24 protein-coding genes are annotated in these 23257 nt (G+C 45.5%); 13 read left to right on the forward strand and 11 right to left on the reverse strand.

Going from position 1 to position 23257, the window contains the following annotated elements:
- The first annotated feature begins 1 nt into the window (after position 1).
- From F6K53_RS15505 to F6K53_RS15515, 3 genes are all read left to right on the forward strand, one after another.
- A complete protein-coding gene (locus F6K53_RS15505; protein ID WP_293071507.1) occupies positions 2-457 on the forward strand; it encodes a hypothetical protein in 456 nt (151 codons plus the stop codon).
- Positions 447-866 carry a PIN domain-containing protein gene (locus F6K53_RS15510; protein WP_293060687.1) on the forward strand — a complete coding sequence of 140 codons (420 nt, stop codon included), beginning with the start codon at positions 447-449 and terminating at the stop codon, positions 864-866. Before F6K53_RS15505 ends, F6K53_RS15510 begins: the two co-directional genes overlap by 11 nt.
- A gap of 224 nt (positions 867-1090) precedes the next feature.
- The gene (locus tag F6K53_RS15515) at positions 1091-4024 is read left to right on the forward strand and encodes a CHAT domain-containing tetratricopeptide repeat protein (RefSeq protein WP_293071506.1); all 2934 of its coding nucleotides are present in this window, start codon (positions 1091-1093) and stop codon (positions 4022-4024) included.
- A gap of 242 nt (positions 4025-4266) precedes the next feature.
- Here F6K53_RS15515 and F6K53_RS15520 read toward each other — a convergent pair whose 3' ends face one another.
- The 3 genes from F6K53_RS15520 to F6K53_RS15530 form a co-directional block, all read right to left on the reverse strand.
- Entirely contained in the window at positions 4267-4905 is a 639-nt protein-coding gene (locus F6K53_RS15520; protein WP_293071505.1) for a lysophospholipid acyltransferase family protein, read from the reverse strand.
- 68 nt (positions 4906-4973) lie between these two features.
- Positions 4974-6116, reverse strand: a complete 1143-nt coding sequence (locus F6K53_RS15525) for a ribonucleotide-diphosphate reductase subunit beta (RefSeq protein WP_293071504.1) — start codon at positions 6114-6116, stop codon at positions 4974-4976.
- A 322-nt stretch (positions 6117-6438) separates the two neighbouring features.
- Positions 6439-8700 (reverse strand): ribonucleoside-diphosphate reductase subunit alpha, encoded by a 2262-nt coding sequence (locus tag F6K53_RS15530; RefSeq protein WP_293081249.1) that lies wholly within the window; start codon positions 8698-8700, stop codon positions 6439-6441.
- Between the two features lie 456 nt (positions 8701-9156).
- Here F6K53_RS15530 and F6K53_RS15535 point away from each other — a divergent pair, with 456 nt between their 5' ends.
- Together F6K53_RS15535 and F6K53_RS15540 are read left to right on the forward strand one after the other, a co-directional pair.
- Positions 9157-9540: a DUF4346 domain-containing protein gene (locus F6K53_RS15535; protein WP_293071502.1), complete on the forward strand. Its 384-nt coding sequence runs from the start codon at positions 9157-9159 to the stop codon at positions 9538-9540.
- A gap of 590 nt (positions 9541-10130) precedes the next feature.
- A complete protein-coding gene (locus F6K53_RS15540; protein WP_293071501.1) occupies positions 10131-11324 on the forward strand; it encodes a transposase in 1194 nt (397 codons plus the stop codon).
- A gap of 12 nt (positions 11325-11336) precedes the next feature.
- On the opposite strand, the gene F6K53_RS15545 is transcribed toward F6K53_RS15540, so the two are convergent.
- Positions 11337-11645, reverse strand: coding sequence for a hypothetical protein (locus F6K53_RS15545; RefSeq protein WP_293024092.1), 309 nt, complete (start codon positions 11643-11645; stop codon positions 11337-11339).
- A 30-nt stretch (positions 11646-11675) separates the two neighbouring features.
- Positions 11676-11969, reverse strand: coding sequence for a glycerophosphodiester phosphodiesterase (locus tag F6K53_RS15550; protein WP_293024093.1), 294 nt, complete (start codon positions 11967-11969; stop codon positions 11676-11678).
- 55 nt (positions 11970-12024) lie between these two features.
- Between F6K53_RS15550 and F6K53_RS15555 the strand changes: the two genes are divergently transcribed.
- Positions 12025-12252: a hypothetical protein gene (locus F6K53_RS15555; protein ID WP_293024095.1), complete on the forward strand. Its 228-nt coding sequence runs from the start codon at positions 12025-12027 to the stop codon at positions 12250-12252.
- 38 nt (positions 12253-12290) lie between these two features.
- On the opposite strand, the gene F6K53_RS15560 is transcribed toward F6K53_RS15555, so the two are convergent.
- The 3 genes from F6K53_RS15560 to F6K53_RS15570 form a co-directional block, all read right to left on the reverse strand.
- Positions 12291-13748, reverse strand: a complete 1458-nt coding sequence (locus F6K53_RS15560) for a S8 family serine peptidase (protein ID WP_293071500.1) — start codon at positions 13746-13748, stop codon at positions 12291-12293.
- Between the two features lie 373 nt (positions 13749-14121).
- Entirely contained in the window at positions 14122-14433 is a 312-nt protein-coding gene (locus F6K53_RS15565) for a hypothetical protein (RefSeq protein WP_293024100.1), read from the reverse strand.
- 198 nt (positions 14434-14631) lie between these two features.
- Entirely contained in the window at positions 14632-14814 is a 183-nt protein-coding gene (locus F6K53_RS15570) for a hypothetical protein (protein ID WP_293071499.1), read from the reverse strand.
- A gap of 232 nt (positions 14815-15046) precedes the next feature.
- On the opposite strand from F6K53_RS15570, the gene F6K53_RS15575 reads away from it, so the two are divergent.
- The 3 genes from F6K53_RS15575 to F6K53_RS15585 all read left to right on the forward strand — a co-directional run bounded on the left by F6K53_RS15575 (position 15047) and on the right by F6K53_RS15585 (position 16201).
- Positions 15047-15214, forward strand: a complete 168-nt coding sequence (locus tag F6K53_RS15575; RefSeq protein WP_293024107.1) for a hypothetical protein — start codon at positions 15047-15049, stop codon at positions 15212-15214.
- Positions 15215-15324: 110 nt separating this feature from the next.
- Complete coding sequence (locus F6K53_RS15580; protein WP_293024109.1) at positions 15325-15447, forward strand: hypothetical protein; 123 nt, start codon at positions 15325-15327, stop codon at positions 15445-15447.
- 16 nt (positions 15448-15463) lie between these two features.
- A complete protein-coding gene (locus F6K53_RS15585; RefSeq protein ID WP_293024112.1) occupies positions 15464-16201 on the forward strand; it encodes a PEP-CTERM sorting domain-containing protein in 738 nt (245 codons plus the stop codon).
- 366 nt (positions 16202-16567) lie between these two features.
- On the opposite strand, the gene F6K53_RS15590 is transcribed toward F6K53_RS15585, so the two are convergent.
- Entirely contained in the window at positions 16568-17116 is a 549-nt protein-coding gene (locus tag F6K53_RS15590; protein ID WP_293024115.1) for a ComEA family DNA-binding protein, read from the reverse strand.
- A 5-nt stretch (positions 17117-17121) separates the two neighbouring features.
- Positions 17122-17517: an NINE protein gene (locus tag F6K53_RS15595; RefSeq protein ID WP_071105854.1), complete on the reverse strand. Its 396-nt coding sequence runs from the start codon at positions 17515-17517 to the stop codon at positions 17122-17124.
- A 187-nt stretch (positions 17518-17704) separates the two neighbouring features.
- Here F6K53_RS15595 and F6K53_RS15600 point away from each other — a divergent pair, with 187 nt between their 5' ends.
- Together F6K53_RS15600 and F6K53_RS15605 are read left to right on the forward strand one after the other, a co-directional pair.
- A complete protein-coding gene (locus F6K53_RS15600) occupies positions 17705-17845 on the forward strand; it encodes a hypothetical protein (protein ID WP_293071498.1) in 141 nt (46 codons plus the stop codon).
- Positions 17846-17982: 137 nt separating this feature from the next.
- The gene (locus F6K53_RS15605; protein ID WP_070394592.1) at positions 17983-18306 is read left to right on the forward strand and encodes a DUF1825 family protein; all 324 of its coding nucleotides are present in this window, start codon (positions 17983-17985) and stop codon (positions 18304-18306) included.
- Positions 18307-18426: 120 nt separating this feature from the next.
- Here F6K53_RS15605 and F6K53_RS15610 read toward each other — a convergent pair whose 3' ends face one another.
- Positions 18427-20238, reverse strand: a complete 1812-nt coding sequence (locus tag F6K53_RS15610; protein WP_364305648.1) for a penicillin-binding protein 1A — start codon at positions 20236-20238, stop codon at positions 18427-18429.
- Positions 20239-21127: 889 nt separating this feature from the next.
- Here F6K53_RS15610 and tyrS point away from each other — a divergent pair.
- Both tyrS and pyrF read left to right on the forward strand, forming a co-directional pair.
- The gene (gene tyrS / locus F6K53_RS15615; RefSeq protein WP_293073205.1) at positions 21128-22360 is read left to right on the forward strand and encodes a tyrosine--tRNA ligase; all 1233 of its coding nucleotides are present in this window, start codon (positions 21128-21130) and stop codon (positions 22358-22360) included.
- A 169-nt stretch (positions 22361-22529) separates the two neighbouring features.
- Complete coding sequence (gene pyrF / locus F6K53_RS15620; protein ID WP_293039132.1) at positions 22530-23249, forward strand: orotidine-5'-phosphate decarboxylase; 720 nt, start codon at positions 22530-22532, stop codon at positions 23247-23249.
- The last annotated feature ends 8 nt before the right edge of the window (positions 23250-23257 follow it).

Below are 23257 nucleotides of genomic sequence, written 5' to 3' on the forward strand. Positions count from 1 at the left end.
TTTGGGGAGTCGGGAGTCGGGAGTCGGGAGTCGGGAGTCGGGAGTCGGGTGTGGGGAAAGTTCGGAACTCTTGCCCCTATTGCTAGCATGCCTATTGCCTCTTGCCTATTCCTGTTCCCTGCTCCCTATTCCCTGTTCCCTATTCCCTGTTCCCTATTCCTATACAATAGAATTATCATTCCATCGGGAGGTGTTTATGGGTAAAGAAGAAGAACTACTTAAACACTGGCGAGAACTGGCACCGGAAAAACAGCAAAAAGTTTTGGAGTTTGTTGAACTCCTTAAATCTGAGTCAGAAACAACACCCCCTCAATCGGATTTTGTACCAAAAACTCCCTTAGCCCAAAAATTATGGGAAATTCGACAACGAGCAATTGCTGCTGGCTTACGACTGCTCAACGAAGAGGACATTGAACTGGAATTGGCTGCACGTCGAGGTGGATGGAGTGACTCGTAAGAAGACTTACATAGACTCTGGTGTACTGATTACCGCTTTTCAAGGCATTGAGTCAATCAGCATTAGAGCCAATCAAATTCTTAACGATGAAAATCGGGAGTTTGCCTCAAGTCGCTTCGTGCAGTTAGAAGTCTTGCCTAAAGCAATTTTTAACAAGCAACAAGATGAAACAGAATTTTACGAAACCTTCTTTAATGCTGTCAACCATTGGGCAACTGACTTAGAGCAAATTCTCCAAAATGCCCAACAAATTGCCTGTACCTATGGTTTAGCTGGGATGGATGCGATTCATGTAGCAGCTGCACTGCAAATTAAAGCAGATCAACTGATCACAACTGAAAAGCCAACCAAACCAATGCATCGAGTAATGGAAATCGAGATTATTTCAATATATAGCACTCCTCAATGATTCGTAAAATATAGTGGCCGAAGCTATCCCTATAACCCTTGTCCAGCTATAATGCGATCGCTATTTTTATAGTAGTGGCGTAGGGTGTGTTTGGGACAGCCCGTCCCGTAACGCACCACTACCGAGTCCCGACTCCCTACTCCCTACTCCCGACTCCCTGAATCATTGCATAGGCTCAGGAATCTCTCAGATATAGGGAAGTAGGGAATAATTCAATATCCGATATGAAACTTAAGCAAGTCTTATGGTTGGGACTTCTCACTGTCTACCTCACCCCTGGGGTACTCCCTGTTGTGGCTAGTTTCCTCACTGTACTAGCACTGGCTCAAGAACAAAACACGGTTAGCCCAGAGCAAGAAGGAACTATAACCCCTAGTGATGCCATAGTTGAAGTAGACAGTAAGCAAGCCGAGGCGGACAAACTATTTCAGCAGGGAATGAGTCACGTTCGTCGCAGTGAGTTCCCAGAAGCATTACAATCTTGGCAGCAAGCATTGGTGATTTATAAACAAATTGGATACCGTAAGGGTGAAGCTAACTCCCTGTATAATCTGGGTGTTACATACTATCATCTGGGAAACTATAAAAAAGCGATTGATTCCCTCCAAAACTCCTTAGCTATTGCTAGGGAAATCGGACACCGCAAGGTTGAAGGTGCCTCCCTAATTGGTCTGGCTACTACATACCATCATCTGGGAGAGTACAAAAAAGCGATTGATTACTACCAACAATCAATCGCTTTTCAAAGAGAAATTGGAAACCGCAAAGGTGAAGCTAACTCCCTGTATAATCTGGGTAATGCATACCGTACTCTGGGAGAGTACAAAAAAGCGATTGATTACTACCAACAATCGATAGCTATTGCTAGGGAAATCGGTTACCGCCTGGGTGAAGCTAACTCCCTGGGTAATCTGGGGAATGCATACTATCATCTGAGAGAGTACAAAAAAGCGATTGATTCCCTCCAAAACTCCTTAGCTATTGCTAGGGAAATTGGAAACCGCAAAGGTGAAGCTAACTCCCTGTATAATCTGGGTGTTACATACTATCATCTGGGAAACTATAAAAAAGCGATTGATTACCACCAACAATCGATAGCTATTAAAAGGGAAATCGGAGACCGCCAGGGTGAAGCTGGCTCCCTGAATCATTTGGGTAGTGCATACGTTCCTCTGGGAGACTATAAAAAAGCCATTGATTACTACCAACACTTCTTAGCTATTAAAAGGGAAATCAGAGACCGCGAGGGTGAAGCTGACTCCCTGAATAATCTGGGTATTGTATACTATCATCTGGGAAAGTACAAAAAAGCGATTGATTACCACCAACAATCATTAACTATTGCTAGGGAAATCGGAAACCGCCTGGGTCAAGGTCATTCCCTGAATAATCTGGGTGCTACATACAGTCAACTGGGAGACTATAAAAAAGCGATTGATTACTACCAACAATCATTAACTATTGCTAGGGAAATCGGAAACCGCCTGAGTCAAGGTAATTCCCTGAATAATCTGGGTAGTACATACGATAATCTGGGAGACTATAAAAAAGCGATTGATTACCACCAAAAATCGATAGCTATTGCTAGGGATATCGGAGACCGCAAAGGTGAAGCTGCCTCCCTGGGTAGTCTGGGTATTGCATACGATAATCTGCGAGACTACAAAAAAGCGATTGATTACTACCAAAAATCGATAGCTATTGCTAGGGATATCGGAGACCGCAAAGGTGAAGCTGCCTCCCTAAATAATCTCGGTGTTACCTTATTAAAAATAAATCAACTAGAACCAGCCGAAATTCACCTGTATGATGCCATTAAAATTTTGGAAGATATCCGCCACTTCCTCCGTAACAAAGATGATTGGAAGATTTCTATTTTTGAAGAACAAGCTCGTAGCTATCGTCTTTTACAACAGGTATTGATTGCTCAAGGAAAACCAAAACAAGCCTTAGAGATTTCCGAACGGGGTCGCAACCGCGCTCTGATTGATTTATTAGCGGCACAGTTATCTGAAACTACTCAAAAAACTAAAGCTCCTACTCTTAAAGACATTCAAGAGATTGCTCAACAACAACAAGCCACTTTGGTGGAATATTCCATTTTTGGTGGCCAAATTTATATTTGGGTAATTGCTCCCACAGGTGAGATTACCTTCCGTAGTCATACCTTACCCGAAGATACCACTCTAGCTGAACTAGTCAAAGTCACTCGTGATTATGTCGCTGTCAGAGGTAGAGGTAATCAGAATCCTACTTCACCACCAAACCCTAAGGATAGTCATCCACTAAACCAACTCTACCAACTCCTGATTACTCCCATTGTTGACGTATTACCTGAAAGCGAATCAGACCGTATTATTTTCATTCCCCATCAAGCACTATTTCTGGTTCCCTTTGCTGCTCTGCTAGATGATGACGGAAATTATCTAATCGAAAACCATACCATTCTCACTGCTCCTTCGATCCAATCTCTGTCGTTTACCCGTCAACATTGGCATCGAGTCCAAGACAGCAACGGAACACCATTGATTGTGGGTAATCCCACCATGCCCACCATTACAGTAGGACAGGAACAAGAACCGTTAAAGTCTCTATCGGGTGCAGAAACAGAAGCCTTAACCATTGCTAAATTGCTGAATACCACCGCTCTAATTGGAGCAGAAGCAACAGAATCAACCATTGTGGAAAAAATGGCCAATGCTTCGGTTATCCATTTAGCCACCCATGGTTTAGTCGATGGTATTTATTATCGAGGTGCGATCGCATTAGCTCCTGAGAAACCAGACCATGATGGCTTTCTCACCAGTGATGAAATTCTGATTGGTTACGGACTACCGGAAAAATCCTTATTGAACGCAAAGTTAGTAGTCCTGAGTGCTTGTGATACTGGTAGGGGTGAGATAAAAGGGGAAGGGGTAGTGGGTTTATCCCGTTCTTTGATTGCCGCCGGTGTACCCAGTTTGGTGGTGTCCTTATGGCAAGTGCCTGATGATGATACGGCCAAGTTGATGAGGGAGTTTTATACGAATATTTACACCCACAAAATGGATAAAGCCAAAGCCATGCGAGAGGCCATGTTATCGATGCTCAATGATGAAGATGGTAATCCAGACCCGAAAGCTTGGGCGGCTTTTACGGTTATTGGTGAAGCTAGGTAGGACGTGTGGGGTGTGGGGTGTGGGGTGTGGGGTTTGGGGTTTGGGGTGCATCTCATTAAAGCTGTTGGACCCGGTGGTGCGTTACGGGCCGGGCTGTTCCAAGGCTGACTACGAGGCGGAAAATGAGAGGGAGCCCGTCCCTAACACACCCTACGCAACTGTTCCCGATTCCCGATTCCCGATTCCCGATTCCCTACTCCCGACTCCCGACTCCCTACTCCCTACTCCCTACTCCCACATAATCAACGTCCCAAATCATGGAGAGCATTAATCGCTGCAGCACACTGTTGGGTCACAGCTTGCAATTCGTCTCGGTTACTAGAACTAGGAGGAGCAATCAGCTTACCAATGCGGACGGTTAAGGGTACAGACCGTGGCATCAAGGAACCTTTTTTAACAATTGCTTGACTTCCCCACAAAGTAACGGGCAGCAGGGGGGCTTGGGCTTGGGCAGCAATCCAGGCGGCACCAAGCTTGGGGTTATGAATGCGAGCATCCCGTGTCCTGGTGCCATCCAAATACACACCAACCGCCCAGCCATTGTCGAGGAAATTGAGAGCAGAACGCAGGGCACTCCGGTCTGCTGAGCCTCGCTTAACCGGGTAAGTACCATACAATTCAATAAACTGTTTCAGAACTGGCACACGAAACAATTCTTCCTTGGCCATAAAGGCTACTGGACGTCCCACACAACTGGCTAAAATCGGTGGGTCAAAGTCACTCGCATGGTTACTCACCACCACCAGTGGTCCCGAGGTGGGTACTTGTTTAGCACCATAAATGCGACCCCGGAAATAGGTATGGACTAAGGGGCTAACCACTGACCACTTCAGGGCGTGATACAGCAGCAGACTGGGAAATGGTTCGCGGCTTCTAGTCACAGAAAATCGATTGGTGGATTTGGATGGTTTGATTTCTAGTTTACTCCCTACTCCCTACTCCCTACTCCCTAGATTTCATCCCAACCACTGACCCCAGAAGACATCACATAACTAGTTACGCTAGCTTCAAAGAAGTTGGCCTTAGTATGAGCATCTTTTTTAGTATCAGAAAAACGCTCTAAGTGGCTGTAGGGACTCTTTTGATAGTTTTCCCCCTGGTAAAGGGGTTCTAATCCAATAGAACGTAGCCTGATATTCGCCAAATACTTGGTATAATGTTCAGTACTCCGTTCGGTAATCCCTAAAATATCGTTACCAACAATATGATTAGTCCAGCGACATTCATGCTCCACTGCTGTGGCAAACATTTCATAAATTTGGTCCCTGGAATAGGGAAATACTTCCATAGCCATGGGGATTAACTTTTGATAAAGCCGGACATGACTCAGTTCATCTCGATTAATCATTTTAAAAATGTCTGCTGAGCCTGGCATCAGCATCCTAGAGGCGAGATTGTAGAAGTAAATGAAACCATTATAGAAGTACATTCCTTCTAATAAAAAGTCAGCCAGTAAGGAAACAAAATAGTTTTCTGGGGTGGGATTATCAACATACCTTTGATAGAAGCTGGCGACAAATTCGCATCTATCCCTCAGCACTGTATCAGTGCGCCAGAATTCATAGACTCTACTTCTATGTTCAGTAGGGATAACGGTTTCTATGATATATTGATAACTTTGATTGTGCATCCCTTCCTGAGAAATTTGTTCCGCCATACACAGACTAACTTCTGGAGCAGTAATGCTACTTTTGATGTGAGGAATATTGCAGGTTTGAACGGAATCTAAAAAAGTTAAATAGGATAGAATCCCATCATAAGCATAACGTTCTGCTGACGTTAAATTGGAGTAGTCTGTTACATCTTGAGTTAGGTCTAGTTTCTGGGGAATCCAGAAGTTTTCCCGCATCTGTTGATACAACCCAATTGCCCAAGCATAACGGACATCATTGAGTTGCATCAAGTTGGTGGTATTACCAAACCAAATTGAACGGTGTTCAGTTTTATCATCCCCATCTGGATTAAAGATAGGGTTAATTGGCATTGTAGTTAGCATTTTTTTATAGGGAGTAGGGAGTAGGGAGTAGGGAGTAGGGAATCGGGAATCGGGAATCGGGAATCGGGAATCGGGAACAGGGAGTGTGGGGAGCAAGAGCTATCAGCTATCAGCTATCAGCATTCAGCCTAAGCGCTACGCGCACGCTACGCGAACAGCTGATGCGCGCGCAGGCTGGAAGCCTGTTCCACAAAGCTGACCACTGACCACTGACCGATGCTTCACACTTATCAACCTCAAAGTCCCCCTTTTCAAGGGGGATTTAGGGGGATCTCTTTGTACCTCATGGGAAAGAGAATTGCTATAATCTCAGTGAAGTCACAGGCTGGAAGCCTGTTCTACAAAGCTGACCACTGACCACTGACCACTGACCACTGACCGATGCGCGCGCAGGCTGGAAGCCTGTTCCACAGAATCACTAATTAGCGCAAGCGATACAAGTGTTGTCTAATTCTTTGAAGTTGTCACGCTGGACGGTTCGGATATAATAGACGGCTTTACATCCTAATTCCCAGGCCATGACTAGGGTTTCATAGATGTCTTTGGCTTTGAGGGTGCGTTCAGGTTCGTCTGGGAAATAGACTCCTTGGTTTAAGTTAAATAACAATTCCATGGAAATCCCAGTATCAATCCATTGCTGGATCGTGGCGACTGCTGTAACAACTTTTTTCTGATCAAAGTTTTTGTTTTCGTGGTAGAACCAAAAATTGTCTTTAATAAAGGGTGGGGCAATGGGTACAGTGCCTTTTGCCCATTTGTCATAGAAGAATTTGCTGTGAACTGGTAAGACACTAGCGGTACATCCTTGTACTAGGGATGAGGATGTATTGGGTGCGATCGCAGTAATATGAGAATTGCGAATCCCAAATTTTTGAATATCCTGAGATAGGGCTACCCAACGCTCTTGATGCTGGGAATTTTCTACAAACCATTCCACTGGTTTAGCGCCAATTAGCTTACCTTTACTCCACTCACTACCATCGAAAGCAGCATAAGCACCACGTTCCATGGCCAGTTCCATAGATGCATGGGTGCAGTAGTAGCCAATATCCTCAAATAAGTTACTAATTTCCTTGAGGTTGTTATAGGTTAGCCACCGTTTAGCTAACCAATCCGCTAATCCCATACAACCTACTCCGATGGTGCGGTATTTGTGATTGTGGGTATGGGCTGCTGTAAAAGGAGGAGTGGTTAAATCAATCGTGTTATCGAGAATCCGCACTGCTAGACGACATATATTGGGCAATTCAGTTTCCTCAATATTGGCGAGATTGATTGAGTCCAAATTGCAACAGTGAGCAGCATTGCCAATTTCGACATTAGAGAAACTTTCGGTACAAAGATTTACCGCTGGGATATAGCCTTGGTGTTGATTAGGATTAGCGCGGTTAATGGTATCCTTGAACGCCAAGTAAGGCATTCCGGTCTCTACTTGCGATCGCATAATCGTCTTAAAGAGTTCCCGAGCATTGACGGTCTTGTAGAGAGTGAGGGTTTCGCCGATGGCTGCTTCAATAGTTTGATAGGCGCTTTCAAACTCTTCTGCCCAAAGTTCCGATAGCTCAATCCCTAGCTTGATCCGTACTTCATAGGGATCGATTAACGTCCAGTCTTCTTTATTAACCACCCGACGCATAAACTCATCGGGAATCACCAATTGGGGAAAGATATCATAAGCCTTGCGCCGGGGATCCCCATTTTCCGCTTGCATCTCCAGAAACTCTGGCACATCGAGATGCCACACATCCACACTAACGGTGACTGCCCCTGCCCGACGGCCTCCTTGATTAACTGCGATCGCAGTATCGTTTAGCAGTTTAATCCAAGGAATTACCCCTCCCGAAGCATTGGCTTTGCCCATCACCCAGCTACCCGTTGAGCGAATCCGGCTAACATTGACCCCAACACCACCACCGTTTTTGGAGATTCTGGCCGTATCAGTAATTCCTTCAAAGATGCTTTCCAGGTTGTCATCAATGCTAGTGATAAAACAGGAAGACAGAGACCCCTTAGGAATTCTGAGATTAGCCAGGATCGGGGTCGCTAGAGATATTTTCCGTTGTGCGATCGCTTCATAAAATCGCCTTGCCCAACCTAGTCTATCTTCCGGCACTTCCACTGACCCTAGCAGCAGAGCACAAGTTAAAAATGCCTCTTGGGGCAACTCATCCGCCAGGAGATACCGACGAGTTAGCAGTACAGCCCCTGCATAATCATAATCCGTGTCCCAATCCCGATTAATCCAAGAACCTGCTTCTTTTAGCTCCTCAGTCGTATAGGTTAAGATACTGGGGTCATATTGACCAGACTCTACTTTAGAGCGAACAGTTCTAGGGTAGTCACCGTACTCATAACCACGGTTTACCAGGGTATCTTTCCAGAGACTCCAGATCTGCAGTCGTCCTGCTACATAGCGCCAGTCAGGCTGATCAGGACTACACATTTCCAGGGCACAGTTGATCAAGTTATCCTGAATCTCTCTGGTAGTAACACCATCACGCAAGCGAGTAGTGAGTCCGGCTTCTAGAGTGATCGGATTGACATCCTTGCCAGCACAAGCCCACTCAACAACAGAACGAATTCTGGAAATATCAAGGGAAGCCAGAGAACCATCCCGTCTGATCACCTTAATATTCCCTTGATTTTGAGTTATGGTTGTTGCCGATAGGGTTTGTTGCATTTTCACTGGTTGGACGGAATTTAGATATATTACACCATGGCTTGCTAACCCCAAGGTACAACACTACCACTAGGGTTAACTATGGAATTCACAAGCTCTACTATACTAAATCTGGATTGATTTGGCTTATAGTTTTTGCCGAGAGGGTTTGTGGCCTTTTCACTCGTTGCTCAGAATCTTAGATATATTACACCATGGATGGGTAACCCCAAGGTACAACACTACCACTAGGGTTAACTATTTAATTCCCAAGCTCTACTATACTAAATCTAGAGTAAGTATGGCTGTTAAATTTATCAACTTTTTTAAGTAACTGACCAAGTAACTCCTCACACCTCCCACACCTGCTGCGTCCCGCTGTGTTTCCCTGTTATCCTCATCTCTGAGCTTGTCTAATTGTTCTGTTAACGTTATAATATTGGGATTTGCCATCAGCTTTAGCCCTTGACCGTTCCCATGATGATCACTGCCCAAAACATTACTGCTATTGATGAAAAGCTCTCCAAACGCTTTATTGAACTCGATCCAGAGGGCTACTTTATTATTTACATAGACCGAGATGCAAGTCTGATCTGTGCCGAACACTACAGTAACAAAATTAATGACAAAGGGTTAGCAGTTGATCCAGAAACCGGAGAACCATTTCCCTGCGATGTTAAATTAAACCGTACTCCCACCGCTATTTTCAAAGGTAGGACAGCCAAGGAACTAGGCATGAAAATTACCGAAGAAACTAAACCCTGTCCTTTAAGTCGTTTCGATCATGCCCTTTACCTAGGACGAGAATTTGTAAGAGCCGAGATAGCGATGATCAATGGCGAAGAGTATATTCAAGATTAGTCAATAATCTGTAAGCATTCAGCATTCAGCATTCAGCATTCAGCATTCAGCCATCAGCCATCAGCATTCAGCATTCAGCCAAGCACTATGAATCCCTGACAGCAGCGCTAAAAGAGATTTAACGAATGTTTACCTGTTTTATTAAAAAGCTGTTGGCGTAGCGTGCCCAACCGCCAACGGCTGACCGCTGATAGCTGATAGCTAATGTTTACCTGTTTTATTAAAAAGCTGACGGCTGACCGCTAACTGGTGATAGCTGATAGCTTACGAGCTAAGTCAGGTTTGTCGGTAATGATACCATGTATCCGAGTATCATGTAGAAGCTCTCCAATCATTTTTTGATTATTTACCAAAAAATTTGGGTTTAAAGCCCCGTCCTTCTACGAGACGAAACCTTAGATAGTGGAGCCTTATTCAATAAGTTTTAACCCTTTTCACGGCCTGCCGACCATAAAGGCTCCACTATCTTAAGGTAACTTCAATGGACGGCTTTTTTTTTAGATCTATCCTGATATTTGTCGCTGAGTGTGGTACTATAAAACAGTAACGGAAAAGGTCGATATCCGTTCGCGGAGCGTGACCTTAGGTCAATGATCATTATTGAATTCAAAGCGTACGGCAAAAAGCATCAGTACTCAGCCATTGATGAGGCAATTCGGACAGTTAAGTTTATCCGAAACTCTTGTATTCGCCTTTGGATGGATGAGAAAGGGACTGGTAAGTATGACCTCAGTAAATACTGCAAGGTCTTAGCTAAGCAGTTCTCTTTTGCTAATGAGCTAAATTCGACTGCTCGCCAGGCTGCTTCTGAAAGAGCATGGTCATCGATCGCCCGTTTCTACGACAACTGCAAGAAAAAGGTGCCTGGCAAGAAGGGGTTTCCACGATTTCAAAACCATTGCAGGTCAGTTGAGTATAAGCAATCAGGATGGAAATTGTCCCCTGATAAGAAGTCAATAACCTTCACTGACAAGAAAGGGGTCGGGAAACTAAAACTCAAGGGTACGTGGGATTTGTGGCGATTTGATAAAAACCAAATCAAGCGAGTCCGGATAGTAAAAAGAGCTGACGGTTATTATGTACAGTTTTGTGTTGCTGTTGATAATAACGAGCACTTAGAACCATCAGATGCAAACGTTGGTCTAGATGTTGGATTAAAAGATTTCTATACCGATTCTAGAGGCCATACTGAACCAAACCCTCGATTTTATAGAAGAGGGGAGAAGCGTTTAAAGTTTTATCAACGTCGGGTATCCCGCAAGAAGAAAGGCTCAGCCAATCGTAGAAAAGCCATTAATAGGCTAGGCAGACACCATCTTAGAATAAGTAGGCAACGTGAAGAACATGCCAAGAGATTGGCACGTTGCGTAATCCGGTCTAACGACCTGGTCGCCTATGAAGATCTTAGAGTCAAAAACCTGGTAAAAAATCACTGTCTTGCCAAATCTATTAATGACGCAGGTTGGTATCAGTTTCGTAAATGGTTAGAGCACTTTGGACAAAAGTTTGGCAGAGTAACCGTTGCCGTAAACCCTGCCTATACCAGTCAAAACTGTTCTAGTTGCGGTGAGATCGTGAAAAAGTCATTATCGACTCGAACTCATACCTGCAAATGTGGTTGTCAATTAGACCGCGATCACAACGCCGCAATCAACATTTTAGGAAGAGCCTTGAGTACGCTGGGGCACAGCGGAACTTGGGTCATAGACCCCAACGCTCATGGAGAATCGACCTCTACTCTTTCTGGCTCCGGCTTGATTGAGCAAGTTGGCTCGTTGAAGTGAGAATCCCCGTTCTTATAGGACGGGGAGTGTCAAAGTCCAAACAAAAACCGGTTTGCCCTGTTTAGCAGCAATTTCCAATAAACCAAATTTTAACGTTTCCCACTGTAGTGCTAGGATATCGGGGGTAAGTCTGATCAGTTTCTGAAACACCCAAATTCCCAAAAGTCTGAGTAATATAATCAGAAAATTATTCTTTTTTTTGCTTAATAACAATCCCGTTTTAACCGTAGGGTAATTCAAGTTTATCCATCTTAACGATGAAACATTAAATGATAAAATAACAAAGTCATCTATTTTGATATATCCCATTACTAAGGCCATGACTTTTTCTTCATAGCCTTCTTCTTTTAATTAAACCGCTAGTTTAATTTTGTTACGAGTCAGTCTTAAAATTTCCTCAACCGTAGGAACTCTAAACCCTTGCTGACCAGCAATGCGATTTATTTCAGCAAACCTTAACTGACTGATAGCTTGATTAGCTATCATTGGATCATGATGGGAAATCAATACCCCATCTTTAGTTATTCTGACATCAAATTCGATAAAGTCAGCCCCAAGTTCAATCGCTTTCTCATAAGCTTCAATAGTATTTTCTTTGGCACAATTAGAAGCCCCACGATGGGCGATTATCTTATTAGTCAGCATATGTAGCAAAGGGAACAGGGAGTAGGGAACAGGGAGCAGGGGAAGAGAGGGAAGTGTGGGGAGATGGGGAGATGGGGAGATGGGGAGATGGGGAGATGGGGAGATGGGGAGGTGGGGAGATGGGAATATAGGGATATATGGGATTTATGGGAGTGTGGTGATATTCCCGACTCCCAATTCCCGACTCCCAATTCCCGACTCCCGATTCCCGATTCCCGATTCCCGATTCCCGACTCCCGACTCCCGACTCCCGACTCCCGACTCCCGACTCCCGACTCCCTAAAATCTCAAATATACCTCACCTATTTGAGAACCACTATTTCATCGAGGTGCTGGCAAGTCATGAACATTGCGGATGGTCACGGAGCGAGCTAACTTATAGGCTGCATAGGAATCCACCAAACCGGAGCCAGTTGCTCCATCGTGTCCCTCTCCTGCTGGTTGACCATGGAAGCTTTTGCCCAGCTTAACATCTCGCGCTGATGCCCGTAGAATCTGCTTAATCAGGGATGGAGACAGACCAGGTTGCACCTGCTTAAGCAAGGCACAAACACCCGCTACTTGGGGAGAAGCAGCACTAGTACCGCTGATCACTGCCCAGCCATCATCAGTAGCCGTTTCGTCCTGATTCGGATACTGACCACCGCCCAAGCCTCGGTCAATTTCGTCCCCTGGTTCAACGGGCAACATGATATAGGCAGCCCGGGGTTGCATTCCCACCAGTCCACAAAGATCAGGGACGTGGCGTCCTGGATAAATTTGGCTATCAAAGCTACTGGCGTAGTTGGAAGCTTCTAACCGAAAGTCATTGCCCTCAACAGTATCGTGGGCATAGACTCCACCCACAGAAATCACTTCCGGCATCTGACCAGGAAATCCATAGTGTCCGTTACCAGCAGAGAAACAGACAGTAATACCACGCTCTTTGACTGCTTCAATAACTGCTGCCTCTAGGGGCTTGAGGAAATTCGGTAGAGGCCCTTCTGGAATACTGAAGCCCCAGCTGTTGTTCATCACCGCTGGATGTAAATCCGATGCCATCTTAAAGGCCAGGGTGGGGTTACTCCCCATTTTGACACCAATAAAGTCAATATCCGGTGCATTGGAAAAAATATTTGCTGCTTCAGCGGTGCCATGACCACTCTCATCCCGCTCCACGTTTTTAGCATCTGGTGCCAGGGTTGCCTGGTAGTTGTAGCCATGCCACTCGTAAAAGGGATGCTTGTAGAATCCAGTGTCTACCATTGCTACTAAAACGCCTTTACCGGTTACCCCGACTTTGTGGACAGGGGTCGAGCGACATACCATAGCTACATCGGAGGGAACATTGAGGTGATGATAACGAACCCGTGGAGGCAGTGGCGACTCAAATAAAATGGGTGGACGTTGGGGATAAGCGCGCTCTATCAACCCAAATAGCTCTTGGGGAATGGTAAAGGGAGCACCAGCAACATGGCGCAAGAAGGTCACTTCTCCCAGTTGAGGATGAGCCTCGCTAATGAGTTGGCTATCCCGTTCAACTCGGGTGCTAAAGACCCGTTCCCACAGTTCCCGTGGTCCATCAGCACTAATGGAAAAAGTTCCGATTTGCTGCACTCGAAAGCCAAGGGATTGTAGAATATTTGCAGCTTGAATGCCCCGTCCAGGGGGTGGAGCGAATTGTTGAAGATTCTCCGGTTGGAGGTAGGTGTCACTTGCGAACATAGACTGGCCACTTTCTGATGCGAGAATGGCTTCAAAGGAAACTCGCTCAACTCCCGTCTGTAGTTGTTGTATCATAATTATCCTGTTAGTTAAATCCTAGTTAGACAGCGGTTGATGACTATCGCTGTCTTTGTTGATCAACAAACCAAGTTGCTTTACTTCTTTGGTTTACTTCTTTAGTTTGGTATTTTTAATCACATATTGACGTCACCCTCGTGGGTACTTTTGTTTTGTTCGGCTTTAGTTTAAAATTTTATTGGCAACTTTTTACTATTGAACATTTGACCATAGAAAACTAGAGGCACGATACAGTAAAGGCACGACCCGATCGTCCCTCTAGCCTGGATAATGATCGAATTATCGTTAACTGGATTGGCCGTTGGCCACGCTACGCGATGAAGCGAACGCGCCCCGCGTGGCCAACGGCCTCAGCTTCCGCTAAGAGCGATCAGAAAAATTCTGGGGGTTCTACAAACATCACCCCAGTTACCAAGGTTTGTAGTTGCTCAGGAATTTGTAGATTGTCAACCGCAGCTTTGGGATAGGTAACCTCACTGCCATCTATCTCCTGGATCAGGGTTTTCTGCTGTGGTTGGAAGGAAACATTGAAAGTTGATTCCCACAGGGATTGCGGGGCTTGTACACTGATAGTCGGTCCAATGTGCAGTATCCGAAAGCCAAGCTGTTGTAGAGCTAAAGCAGCTTGTCTAGAGTGGTTGGGGGATGACTGAATTTCTGCTGAAATCGTGTTTTCCGGCATAGAACCCCTCCGATGGAAAGTCTGGCGTCGTGGATTTTTGGTTAAGGGCGACCCATTCGAGCCAGTAATTCGGGCAAGTAAGTAATTCGGGCAAGGAATTAATGGCTGAAACCCTAGGTTTTATCTGCTTTTGCTTCGCCCTCCCATAGGCTAACCTAGAGTTTCCCTCAATTAAGCTTCACTTGTCAAGCTATATCGCTACGCCCAAAGAATCGGGAATCGGGAATCGGAACCCACCCCTAACCCCTCCCAGGAGGGGAACGGGAATCGGGAATTGGGAATCGGGAATCGGGGGAAGAGTGTGGTTAGAGGGGCGGGGGCGCGTGGGTAGAGGGGGGAGGGAAGAAGTAGTTTTCGATAATTTGGTATAGTTAACACCATTGTCTTGATGCAGTCCCTGATCGGGACTTGATCTGATTGGGTTAGAAGTGGCTCCTTGATAGTCCTGAATAGGACGGAAAAAATCCAGGGGCTCTTTTCTTATGATTAGAGATTAGCTCCGGGTCAGGAAATCAAGTTTGGAGCCAGTTGAAAGGTGATGGTATTTTTTTTATTGCTATGAATTTACAGCAGTTGTCAATTGGGTGAGGTACAGATTCCTGAGGTGCGACCCGTGGCGAATTTAATTCTTAATGGTAAGAGCGTACCTAAGGTTTTAGGGAACAGGGAACAGCGGATCACCGGAACAGAGAAGTCGGAAGTGGGAAGAGGGAAAAAATCCTGTGTACCTCAGGTGCGACCCGTGGCGAATTTAATAATTAGATCCGGAAAGCGCACCTAATAGTTATGAAAAACGCTGTATACAAAAATAATACAAAAGTTATACGTTAGCACTAACGCGATCGCAACCATCAGATTGGCAGACTATAAATATCAGTTAATTTACTGAAAGTGATTTTACTGATAGCTCAGGCTATGATTGGCCGTTGGCCACGCTACGCGAACGAGTTAGTCAAACAATTAGTCAACCAATTAGTTACAGACTCAAGTCAATTAATTAATTTATTCAAATAACTAGGGCGTCTAAAAAATGAAAATAACTAAATTTTTAAGCAGTGGATTAGTTTTAGGGTCTATAGTTTTGGGAGCAGTAGGAGAAGCCCAGGCAGCTGATATCCTCAAGTCCTGGTTAGCCGATGAAGCTCATATCTACCCAGAAGACACTGATTTGTCAGGACACGCTTTCTGGTTTCCTGAGTTGGACTCAGGGAGGTTTGTATTTGACACTTCAGGTATCTTTAATGAATACAATGATGGGACTGCTAATTTGTTGGGTACCATCGTTTCCGAGTTAGATGATACTAAAAAATGGGACGTTGATATTTGGTTCAATAGCACACCAGAACCTTGGGGAGGACCGAAAAAGGAACTACCAAAGTCTGAATACGTAGAAAAAGGTGGCCCCGTCGATACTAGTACTTGGTACTACTATAACATGGATGAAACTCGGGCTACCTTAACTGGCCTAGGTTTCTACGATGGCAAGGAACTGAATCTTTACCAAAAACCTGAAAATGGTAAATACGCCTTCCAGGTTGGGGTTGGAGCTAATGGCAAAAACACTAACTTTGGTATGTCTGGCTGGCTAGGTGCTACGGGTTCTTTTACTCTTACCAAGGCTGATATTAATGTTGATATAACTGCCAATCCTGGAGATCCTTCCAATTCTAAACCTGTTCCTGAACCCATGACAATGGGCTTGTTTAGCCTAAGCTTACTGGGATTAAGCTTGACTTCATTAAAGCGCAAGTCTAAGGAATTGGTCTAACCTAAAACTTTGAAAGATTACCGGATTTTTTCGTCGGCATAGCTGATTCAACCACTTCTGTGTAGGAACTAGACCACTCTTTAGTAGTCTGTTCCTTTTTTGTTTTTTGTGGTAAGCATATGCGCTACGCGCAGGCTACGCCAACAGCTATCAGCTGTCAGCTGTCAGTCGTCAGTTGTCCGTTGTCCGTTGTCAGTTGTCCGTTGTCCGTTGTCCGTTGTCAGTTGTCAGTTGTGACTTCGCCACTGACAAGTTTCCAGTTTCTAGTTTCTAGTTTCTAGTTTCTAGTTTTAAGTGACTCCCAACCAAGAAGGATAAGTAGTCAACTCGATAGCATTTCAAACTAGTAATCTCAAACTAATAATCTCAAAAGATTAAATAGTACATTAACTCAGATGTCAGCTGAGGATTAAGCTCAAGGCGTCGTTGAAGGTCAGCTAAATTACGGTATGGGCCACCATCAAAGCGATTTTGCATGATCGCTCTAGCTAAAAACAAGTCCACTGCTGGAATTTTCGTCAACTGTTCTAGAGATGCAGTGTTAGGGTTGACTAGCTGAGGCGTTACTAAACTCTCCGCATCGTAGTAACAAAACCTCAAAATTGGTTGCAAGGGTGTCAGACGTTGTACTGACCAACCTAGGGCAGCGGCCAAATCTTCTAAGCAACAAAATTGCACACCGCTGCTGGTGAGTTCAAAAAGCGATCGCGCTTGATGGATAGATATCCCTGGCAATCTCAGCCAGTCATCCACACCAGCTTGATTCACATCAATGGTGAGCCCCAATTTGGCAGCTACAGCAATTTCTTCTGTAGATTGTAGCCGATAGTAGGGGTCACGCTTTAGCCTCTGCTGAATTGATTGCTGATTCGGGTTTTGTGGAGTCTTGGGTGATAGCCAATCAAAAATTGCCATGAAACTCAAGCAATTAGGTCAAGTAATTGACGACGTTTTTGTTCAAATTCATACTCAGACACTAGTCCCTCCTGACGCAGGCTGTCTAGCTGTCTTAGGGCATCAGCAATTTCCCCTACCTTGGCCGGGTCAATCCCAGCCGATGGATTGTCTGAGGAAGATACTGTAGACTCAATACCAAGGTTAAAATTGAGGTCAAACTGATCTTGACTTTGTAGTAAATACCACACCCCCTCTATAGCACTGGCAATTCGAGGAATGGGTGTCCAACACAGGAGTAAGTACATTACTCCCCAGAAGGGTTGTCCGAGATAAAATTTGTGTAATCCACAAACGGGGATAACTACCCCACTCAAGGCCAGTAGGGAAGCGACTTTGCGGCTTTTTGGCTTGCTCAACATACTTGCTTTGACCCGCGTTGAATAGCTTGGTGGATATCCAAATACTGTCAATCCTATGTTCCTATAATAATTACTTATCTCAGAGTGGAAACTTACAGGTTACAGGTTATAGGTTGAACGTTAACCGGTTGAAGGTTGGCAGGTTGAACGTTAACCGGTTGAAGGTTGGCAGGTTGAACGCGATCGCGTGGCCTATTGGCCAAGGTTAACCGGTTACAGGTTAACCGGTTACAGGTTAACCGGTTACAGGTTGAAGGTTAACCTTCAACCTGTTAACCTTCAACCTGTTAACCTTCAACCTGTTAACCTTCAACCTTCAACTGACTAACCTACCCTACACCGAATCGCCTTGGGCGAACAACTGACTAATACGGAAAACCGAATTTTGTCCAGGTTTAACGCTACATTAAAATGTGATTAGAAGCGGCGATTGAGTACAACCAAACCGGTTGACAGGTAAGAGCAATGGGTTTTTTTGATTCGGAAATTGTCCAAAAAGAGGCAAAACAGCTGTTTGAAGATTACCAAGACCTGATTAAATTGGGCAACGACTATGGCAAGTTTGACCGTGAAGGCAAAAAGATTTTCATCGATCAGATGGAACAGATGATGGAGCGCTATCGGATTTTTATGAAGCGCTTCGAATTATCTGATGACTTCATGGCTCAGATGACCATAGAGCAGCTCAATACTCAGTTAGGTCAGTTTGGGATCACCCCTCAGCAGATGTTTGACCAGATGAACATGACATTGGAGCGGATGAAGTCAGACGTAGAGAAACAATCGTAGTACGTTAGCCTTTGGTGGGGGTGGGGATAGATGGACATCTCCCAAGACAGCTGAGGGCTGAGAGTGCGTCAGTAGGGAGCCGCCAATCATGACGGCTGATATCCCTATTTTATCTAGAATTTATCTGGATCGAGGACGCTTAAATTTTGTGGGTCGAGGGAAGTATCTCACTGGCTCGTTCCGCAAAGCGTAAGCCATAAACCTCCGCCAGATCGGTGCGGCATAGCCACCACCTGTTACCCCTCGCCCAAGGGGTCGGTTGTTGTCTCGACCAATCCAAACTGCCGTAGCCATCTGGGGTACATATCCCACAAACCACACATCTCGCTCTGAAGAGGTTGTTCCCGTTTTACCTGCCGCCTGACGCCCGATGTGGGCAGATTTTCCGGTACCTCCGTTAATTACACCGGTTAGGGTATGGTTAAGGGAAGCAACCGCCCATTGATCTAGCACCAGCTTAGGCTTAGGGGTATTATCTAGCAGCACATTGCCTTTACTATCGGTCACTCGGACAATTAAAGTAGTGTCAGAGTGCCAGCCATTATTGGCAAAGGTAGCATAGGCTCCTGCCATTTCCAATGGTGTTACCCCAACTGACCCTAGGGGTAAGGATAACACTGGTTGCATGGGACTCTTAATCCCAAGGGTCTTAACCACATCAACGACTTTATCCAGTCCCACTCTCCTGCCAATCTTTACCGCTGGCACATTGCTCGATTGAACAATTGCGGTGCGAATGCTCATGGCACCAGAGTAGCCACCACCATAGTTTTTGGGTCTGTAATAGCCTCTACCATCTCGATAGCGCACGGGGGTATCGTAAACAGTGGAACCGGGGGCATATTTACCTGTGGCAAAGGCAGTATAGTAAACAAATGGCTTAAAGGATGACCCAGGCTGACGTCGAGCTTGAGTAGCACGGTTGAACTTGCTCTTTTCATAGCTGTACCCCCCGACTATCGCTTTCACAAAATGGGTACGGGGATCAACGGCGGCTAATGCCACTTGATTATCGTAAAGTCCACGGCGACGTAGGGTGTAATGAGCACGATTAATGATCTTTTCTGCCTGCTTTTGGAAGTAGTAGTCAACCGTGGTCTGAACTCGCATTCCGCCCTTGGTGACCGCCTCCTGACCAAATCGCTCTTTTAACTCCACGACAGCAGCTTCTGTGACGAAAGGTAATTTACTGGTCGTCCAGGAGGTACTTTTGCCAATTAACAGGGGCTGTTCCTTAGCTTCTTTTTCTTGGGCTGCTGTAATCCATCCCAAATCCCGCATCCGCCTTAAGACCACGGCTTGTCGCTCTTTAGCTTTAGAGTAGTTGCTGAAGGGACTGTATTCTTCTGGGGACTGAATTAGCCCTGCCAACATCGCTGACTCGGCTAAGGATAGCTCAGAGGCTGGCTTAACAAAGTAGCTCCGGGCAGCTGTTTCAATGCCATAGTTATTGTGACCCCAATAGATTTGATTAAGGTACAATTCCATAATCTCGTCTTTAGAGAAGATTTGCTCAACTCGGATAGCGAGTACAGCTTCAGTGATTTTGCGGCTAAAGGTGCGTTGCCGAGACAGAAACAGGTTTTTCACCAACTGCATGGTGATCGTAGAACCCCCTTCCACTACTGTCCCTTGTCTCCAGTTGACTAAGAAAGCACGACCAACGCTATTGGGGTTAACCCCATAGTGCATGTAGAAGCGACTGTCTTCTATAGCTAGTACAGCCCGCTTGAGTTGAGGGTTGATTTGGCCGAATTCGACCACTTCCCGATTTGCTTCCCCATGAAGGCTAACTAGGGGTCTACCCTTGACATCGTAAATGTAGGTTGTTTCTGTTGGTGTGTAGTTCCGGAGCATGCGCACATCTGGCAGGTTACGGAAGCTAGTCGCTAAGCCCACAAGTCCACCAGCTACAATCGAGCTAGCTAACATGGTAACCCCGAGGATAGTCCCTCCAGTTACCTGAGCCACCCCTTGCACAAACTGCAATACTTGTGAAGGCTTTCTTTTCCGATTTTTCCGATCTTGTGGTTGTGGAATAGTGCTAGATGACACGGTGATTTCATTTCCTTACTAAAGAACAGACATGTAAGCTAGGGGCTGTGCTTGGGGTGTTTTTTTTAATTTCTCTAAGAGGTTGTCTGAGAAGTCCCATTTGCTACATCCAAGCCCCCGTTGGTCCCCCAATTTTGGGGGACTTGTAGAAGCAAATGGACTCTTGTTCCCCCCAAAGTTGGGGGGCTAGGGGGGCAAAATTCAGTATCAAAAAACTTTTCAGATATCCTCTAAGTACCTTTCTATAAGACAATTCCAAGGATAGGTGGGCAGAGCAGGATGACTTACAAGTCTTGAGCATCGAATTTCTTAATAATGCCAGGAGGTTATGGATAAGTGTCAAGCCCTATAAGTAAGCTTCAACTTCAGCTTCAACTACTGTAGCGATAAATAATTTTTGAATTAGGGTTAATTCCAGCCAATTCATACCATTTTGTCTTCTACGACGGTCATTTCCCGTCTTGATGCAGTCCCTGTGGCAGATGCATCCACCGATTGAACCCTCGAGAAGCTTAAGGGTGGGGGATTTAATCGCTATGTTACAAGCGATGCAGCGCGGTCTTGGGGGTTTCCCCCACTCGCTATTGCATCAAGAAGAGTGGGCTTAATGGGCATGTCGTAAGGGTTGTCAACGGCCTTTTGTATAATAGTTAGCGGCATTTAGACATGGTGCATGGCAAGTGTCGGTCTAGCTGCTTAGAATTTGTAAACGATCCTTAAAATAAATCTAACTAACCTACTTAATTCCCAACCATAGTCCCAACCGATGTCAAATTTTGAAATCCCCCTTTCTAACGAGCTAGCTTGGCTAGACAGAGGTACCAGTGAAATTTTTCCCCTACAATCGGATTCTCAGGATCCGAGTGAAAATCTAGCTATTCGGCTCAAGCAAGCTGAGCGTCCCTTACGGGTCAAGTTAGGTATAGACCCAACCGGTGCCGATCTCCACTTAGGTCATAGTATCCCAGTCAGAAAGTTACGGGCATTCCAAGATGCTGGTCATACCGCTGTCTTAATTATTGGTGACTTTACCGCTAGAATAGGTGACCCTACTGGGAAGTCTGAGGTGCGTCGCCAGTTGACACCAGCTCAGGTCAAGGAAAATGCTGAAACTTATCTGTCACAGGTGCGCCCTATTCTAGATTTTGACACCCCAGGACGGCTAGAAATTCGCTATAACTCTGAGTGGCTTAACCAGTTGGATTTGTCTGAGATTATTGAGTTGTTAGCCACTATGACCGTAGGGCAAATGCTGGCTAAGGAAGGGTTTGCTGAACGCTATCAACAACAAAATCCTATTTTCCTCCATGAGTTTCTCTACCCATTGATGCAGGGCTATGATTCTGTGGCAGTCAAGGCTGATGTGGAGTTAGGGGGAACTGACCAAAAGTTTAATATTGCCTTGGGACGGGATTTACAACGGCATTTTGGGCAATCTCCCCAGTTCGGCTTACTGCTGCCAATTTTGATTGGGACGGATGGGATACAGAAAATGTCTAAGTCTTTGGGGAATTATGTTGGCTTGTCAGATGATCCCCTGACTATGTACTCAAAGCTGGAGGGGACACCAGATCATCTATTGAAGCAATATTTTGAGCTGTTGACTAATGTGCCATTGGACCAGCTTCCAGAAAAGCCACGGGAGCAGCAAAAACAATTGGCTCTGACTATTGTGACCCAATATCATGGTGAAGCAGCAGCAAAAGAAGCTCAGCAGGCAGCACTAAACTTAGTAAAGGGTAGCACTACTGGTACGGGGGATTCTGTCCCAGAATTTTCATTGTCTTCTGTGGAGTTTCCCGCTAAGTTGTTCTATATCCTTAAAGAATCAGGTTTGTGCCAAAGTAGTGGCGAAGGCAGGCGACAGATTCAAGGGGGAGGTGTTAAGTTGGATGGCGATCGCATTTCAGCGGTTGACCAGACCTTTGATTCCCCTGATCAATTGCTGGGAAAGGTTTTGCAGGTGGGGAAAAAGAAGTTTGCCCGTTTAGTTAGTTGAAGGTATCACTGGAGGTTAGGAGGTTGAAGGTTAGGAGGTTAGGAGGTTAGAAGGTTAGAAGGTTAGAAGGTTAGAAGGTTAGTAGGTTGAACGCGATCGCGTGGCCGAAAGGCCAGGGTTAGAAGGTTAGAAGGTTAGTAGGTTAGAAGGTTAGGAGGTTAGGAGGTTGATGGTTGAAGATCGGATTATTGTTCCTTTGGATGTGCCGAGCCTGGAAGATGCGATCGCATTAGTGGAACAGTTGCCTGAGGTTAGCTTTTGGAAAGTAGGTCTGGAACTGTTTGTGAGCACTGGTTCTGAGATTATTCATGCTCTCAAACATCGGCAAAAGCGGATATTTCTGGATCTTAAATTTCACGATATCCCCAATACGGTAGCTGGAGCAACAAGGGTTGCAGCCGCCTATGGTGTGGACTTAATCACCATTCATGCCGTTGCTGGTCGCAATGCTCTTAAACGAGCGGCTGAAGCGGCGGTTGAGGGAGCTTTGACAGCGGGATGTCCCCCCCCGAAGTTAATTGGTATTACTCTACTGACCAGTCTCAATTCCCGGGATTTGGCCTTTGACCTGAAAATTCCGATCGAGTTGCCCGAATTTGTCTTACAAATGGCACTACTAGCTCAAGAGTCAGGTTTGAATGGGGCAGTGTGCTCCCCCATGGAAGTATCACAGCTACGACAAGTGTGTGGTGATGATTTTCTCCTGGTTTGTCCAGGAGTACGCCCCCAATGGTCCGAACAAGGTGATCAACGACGGGCAATGACCCCAGTAGCTGCTCTACAAGCTGGTGCAGATTACCTAGTCATAGGGCGACCAATTACCGCTGCTGACGACCCAGTGGCTGCCTGGAATAGGATTTGTGAGGAATTAGCTGGTACTAGTGTATAGCTTTCAGC

Origin of the sequence: Moorena sp. SIO4A1 (assembly GCF_010672065.1) — a bacterium.
Lineage (GTDB): Bacteria > Cyanobacteriota > Cyanobacteriia > Cyanobacteriales > Coleofasciculaceae > Moorena.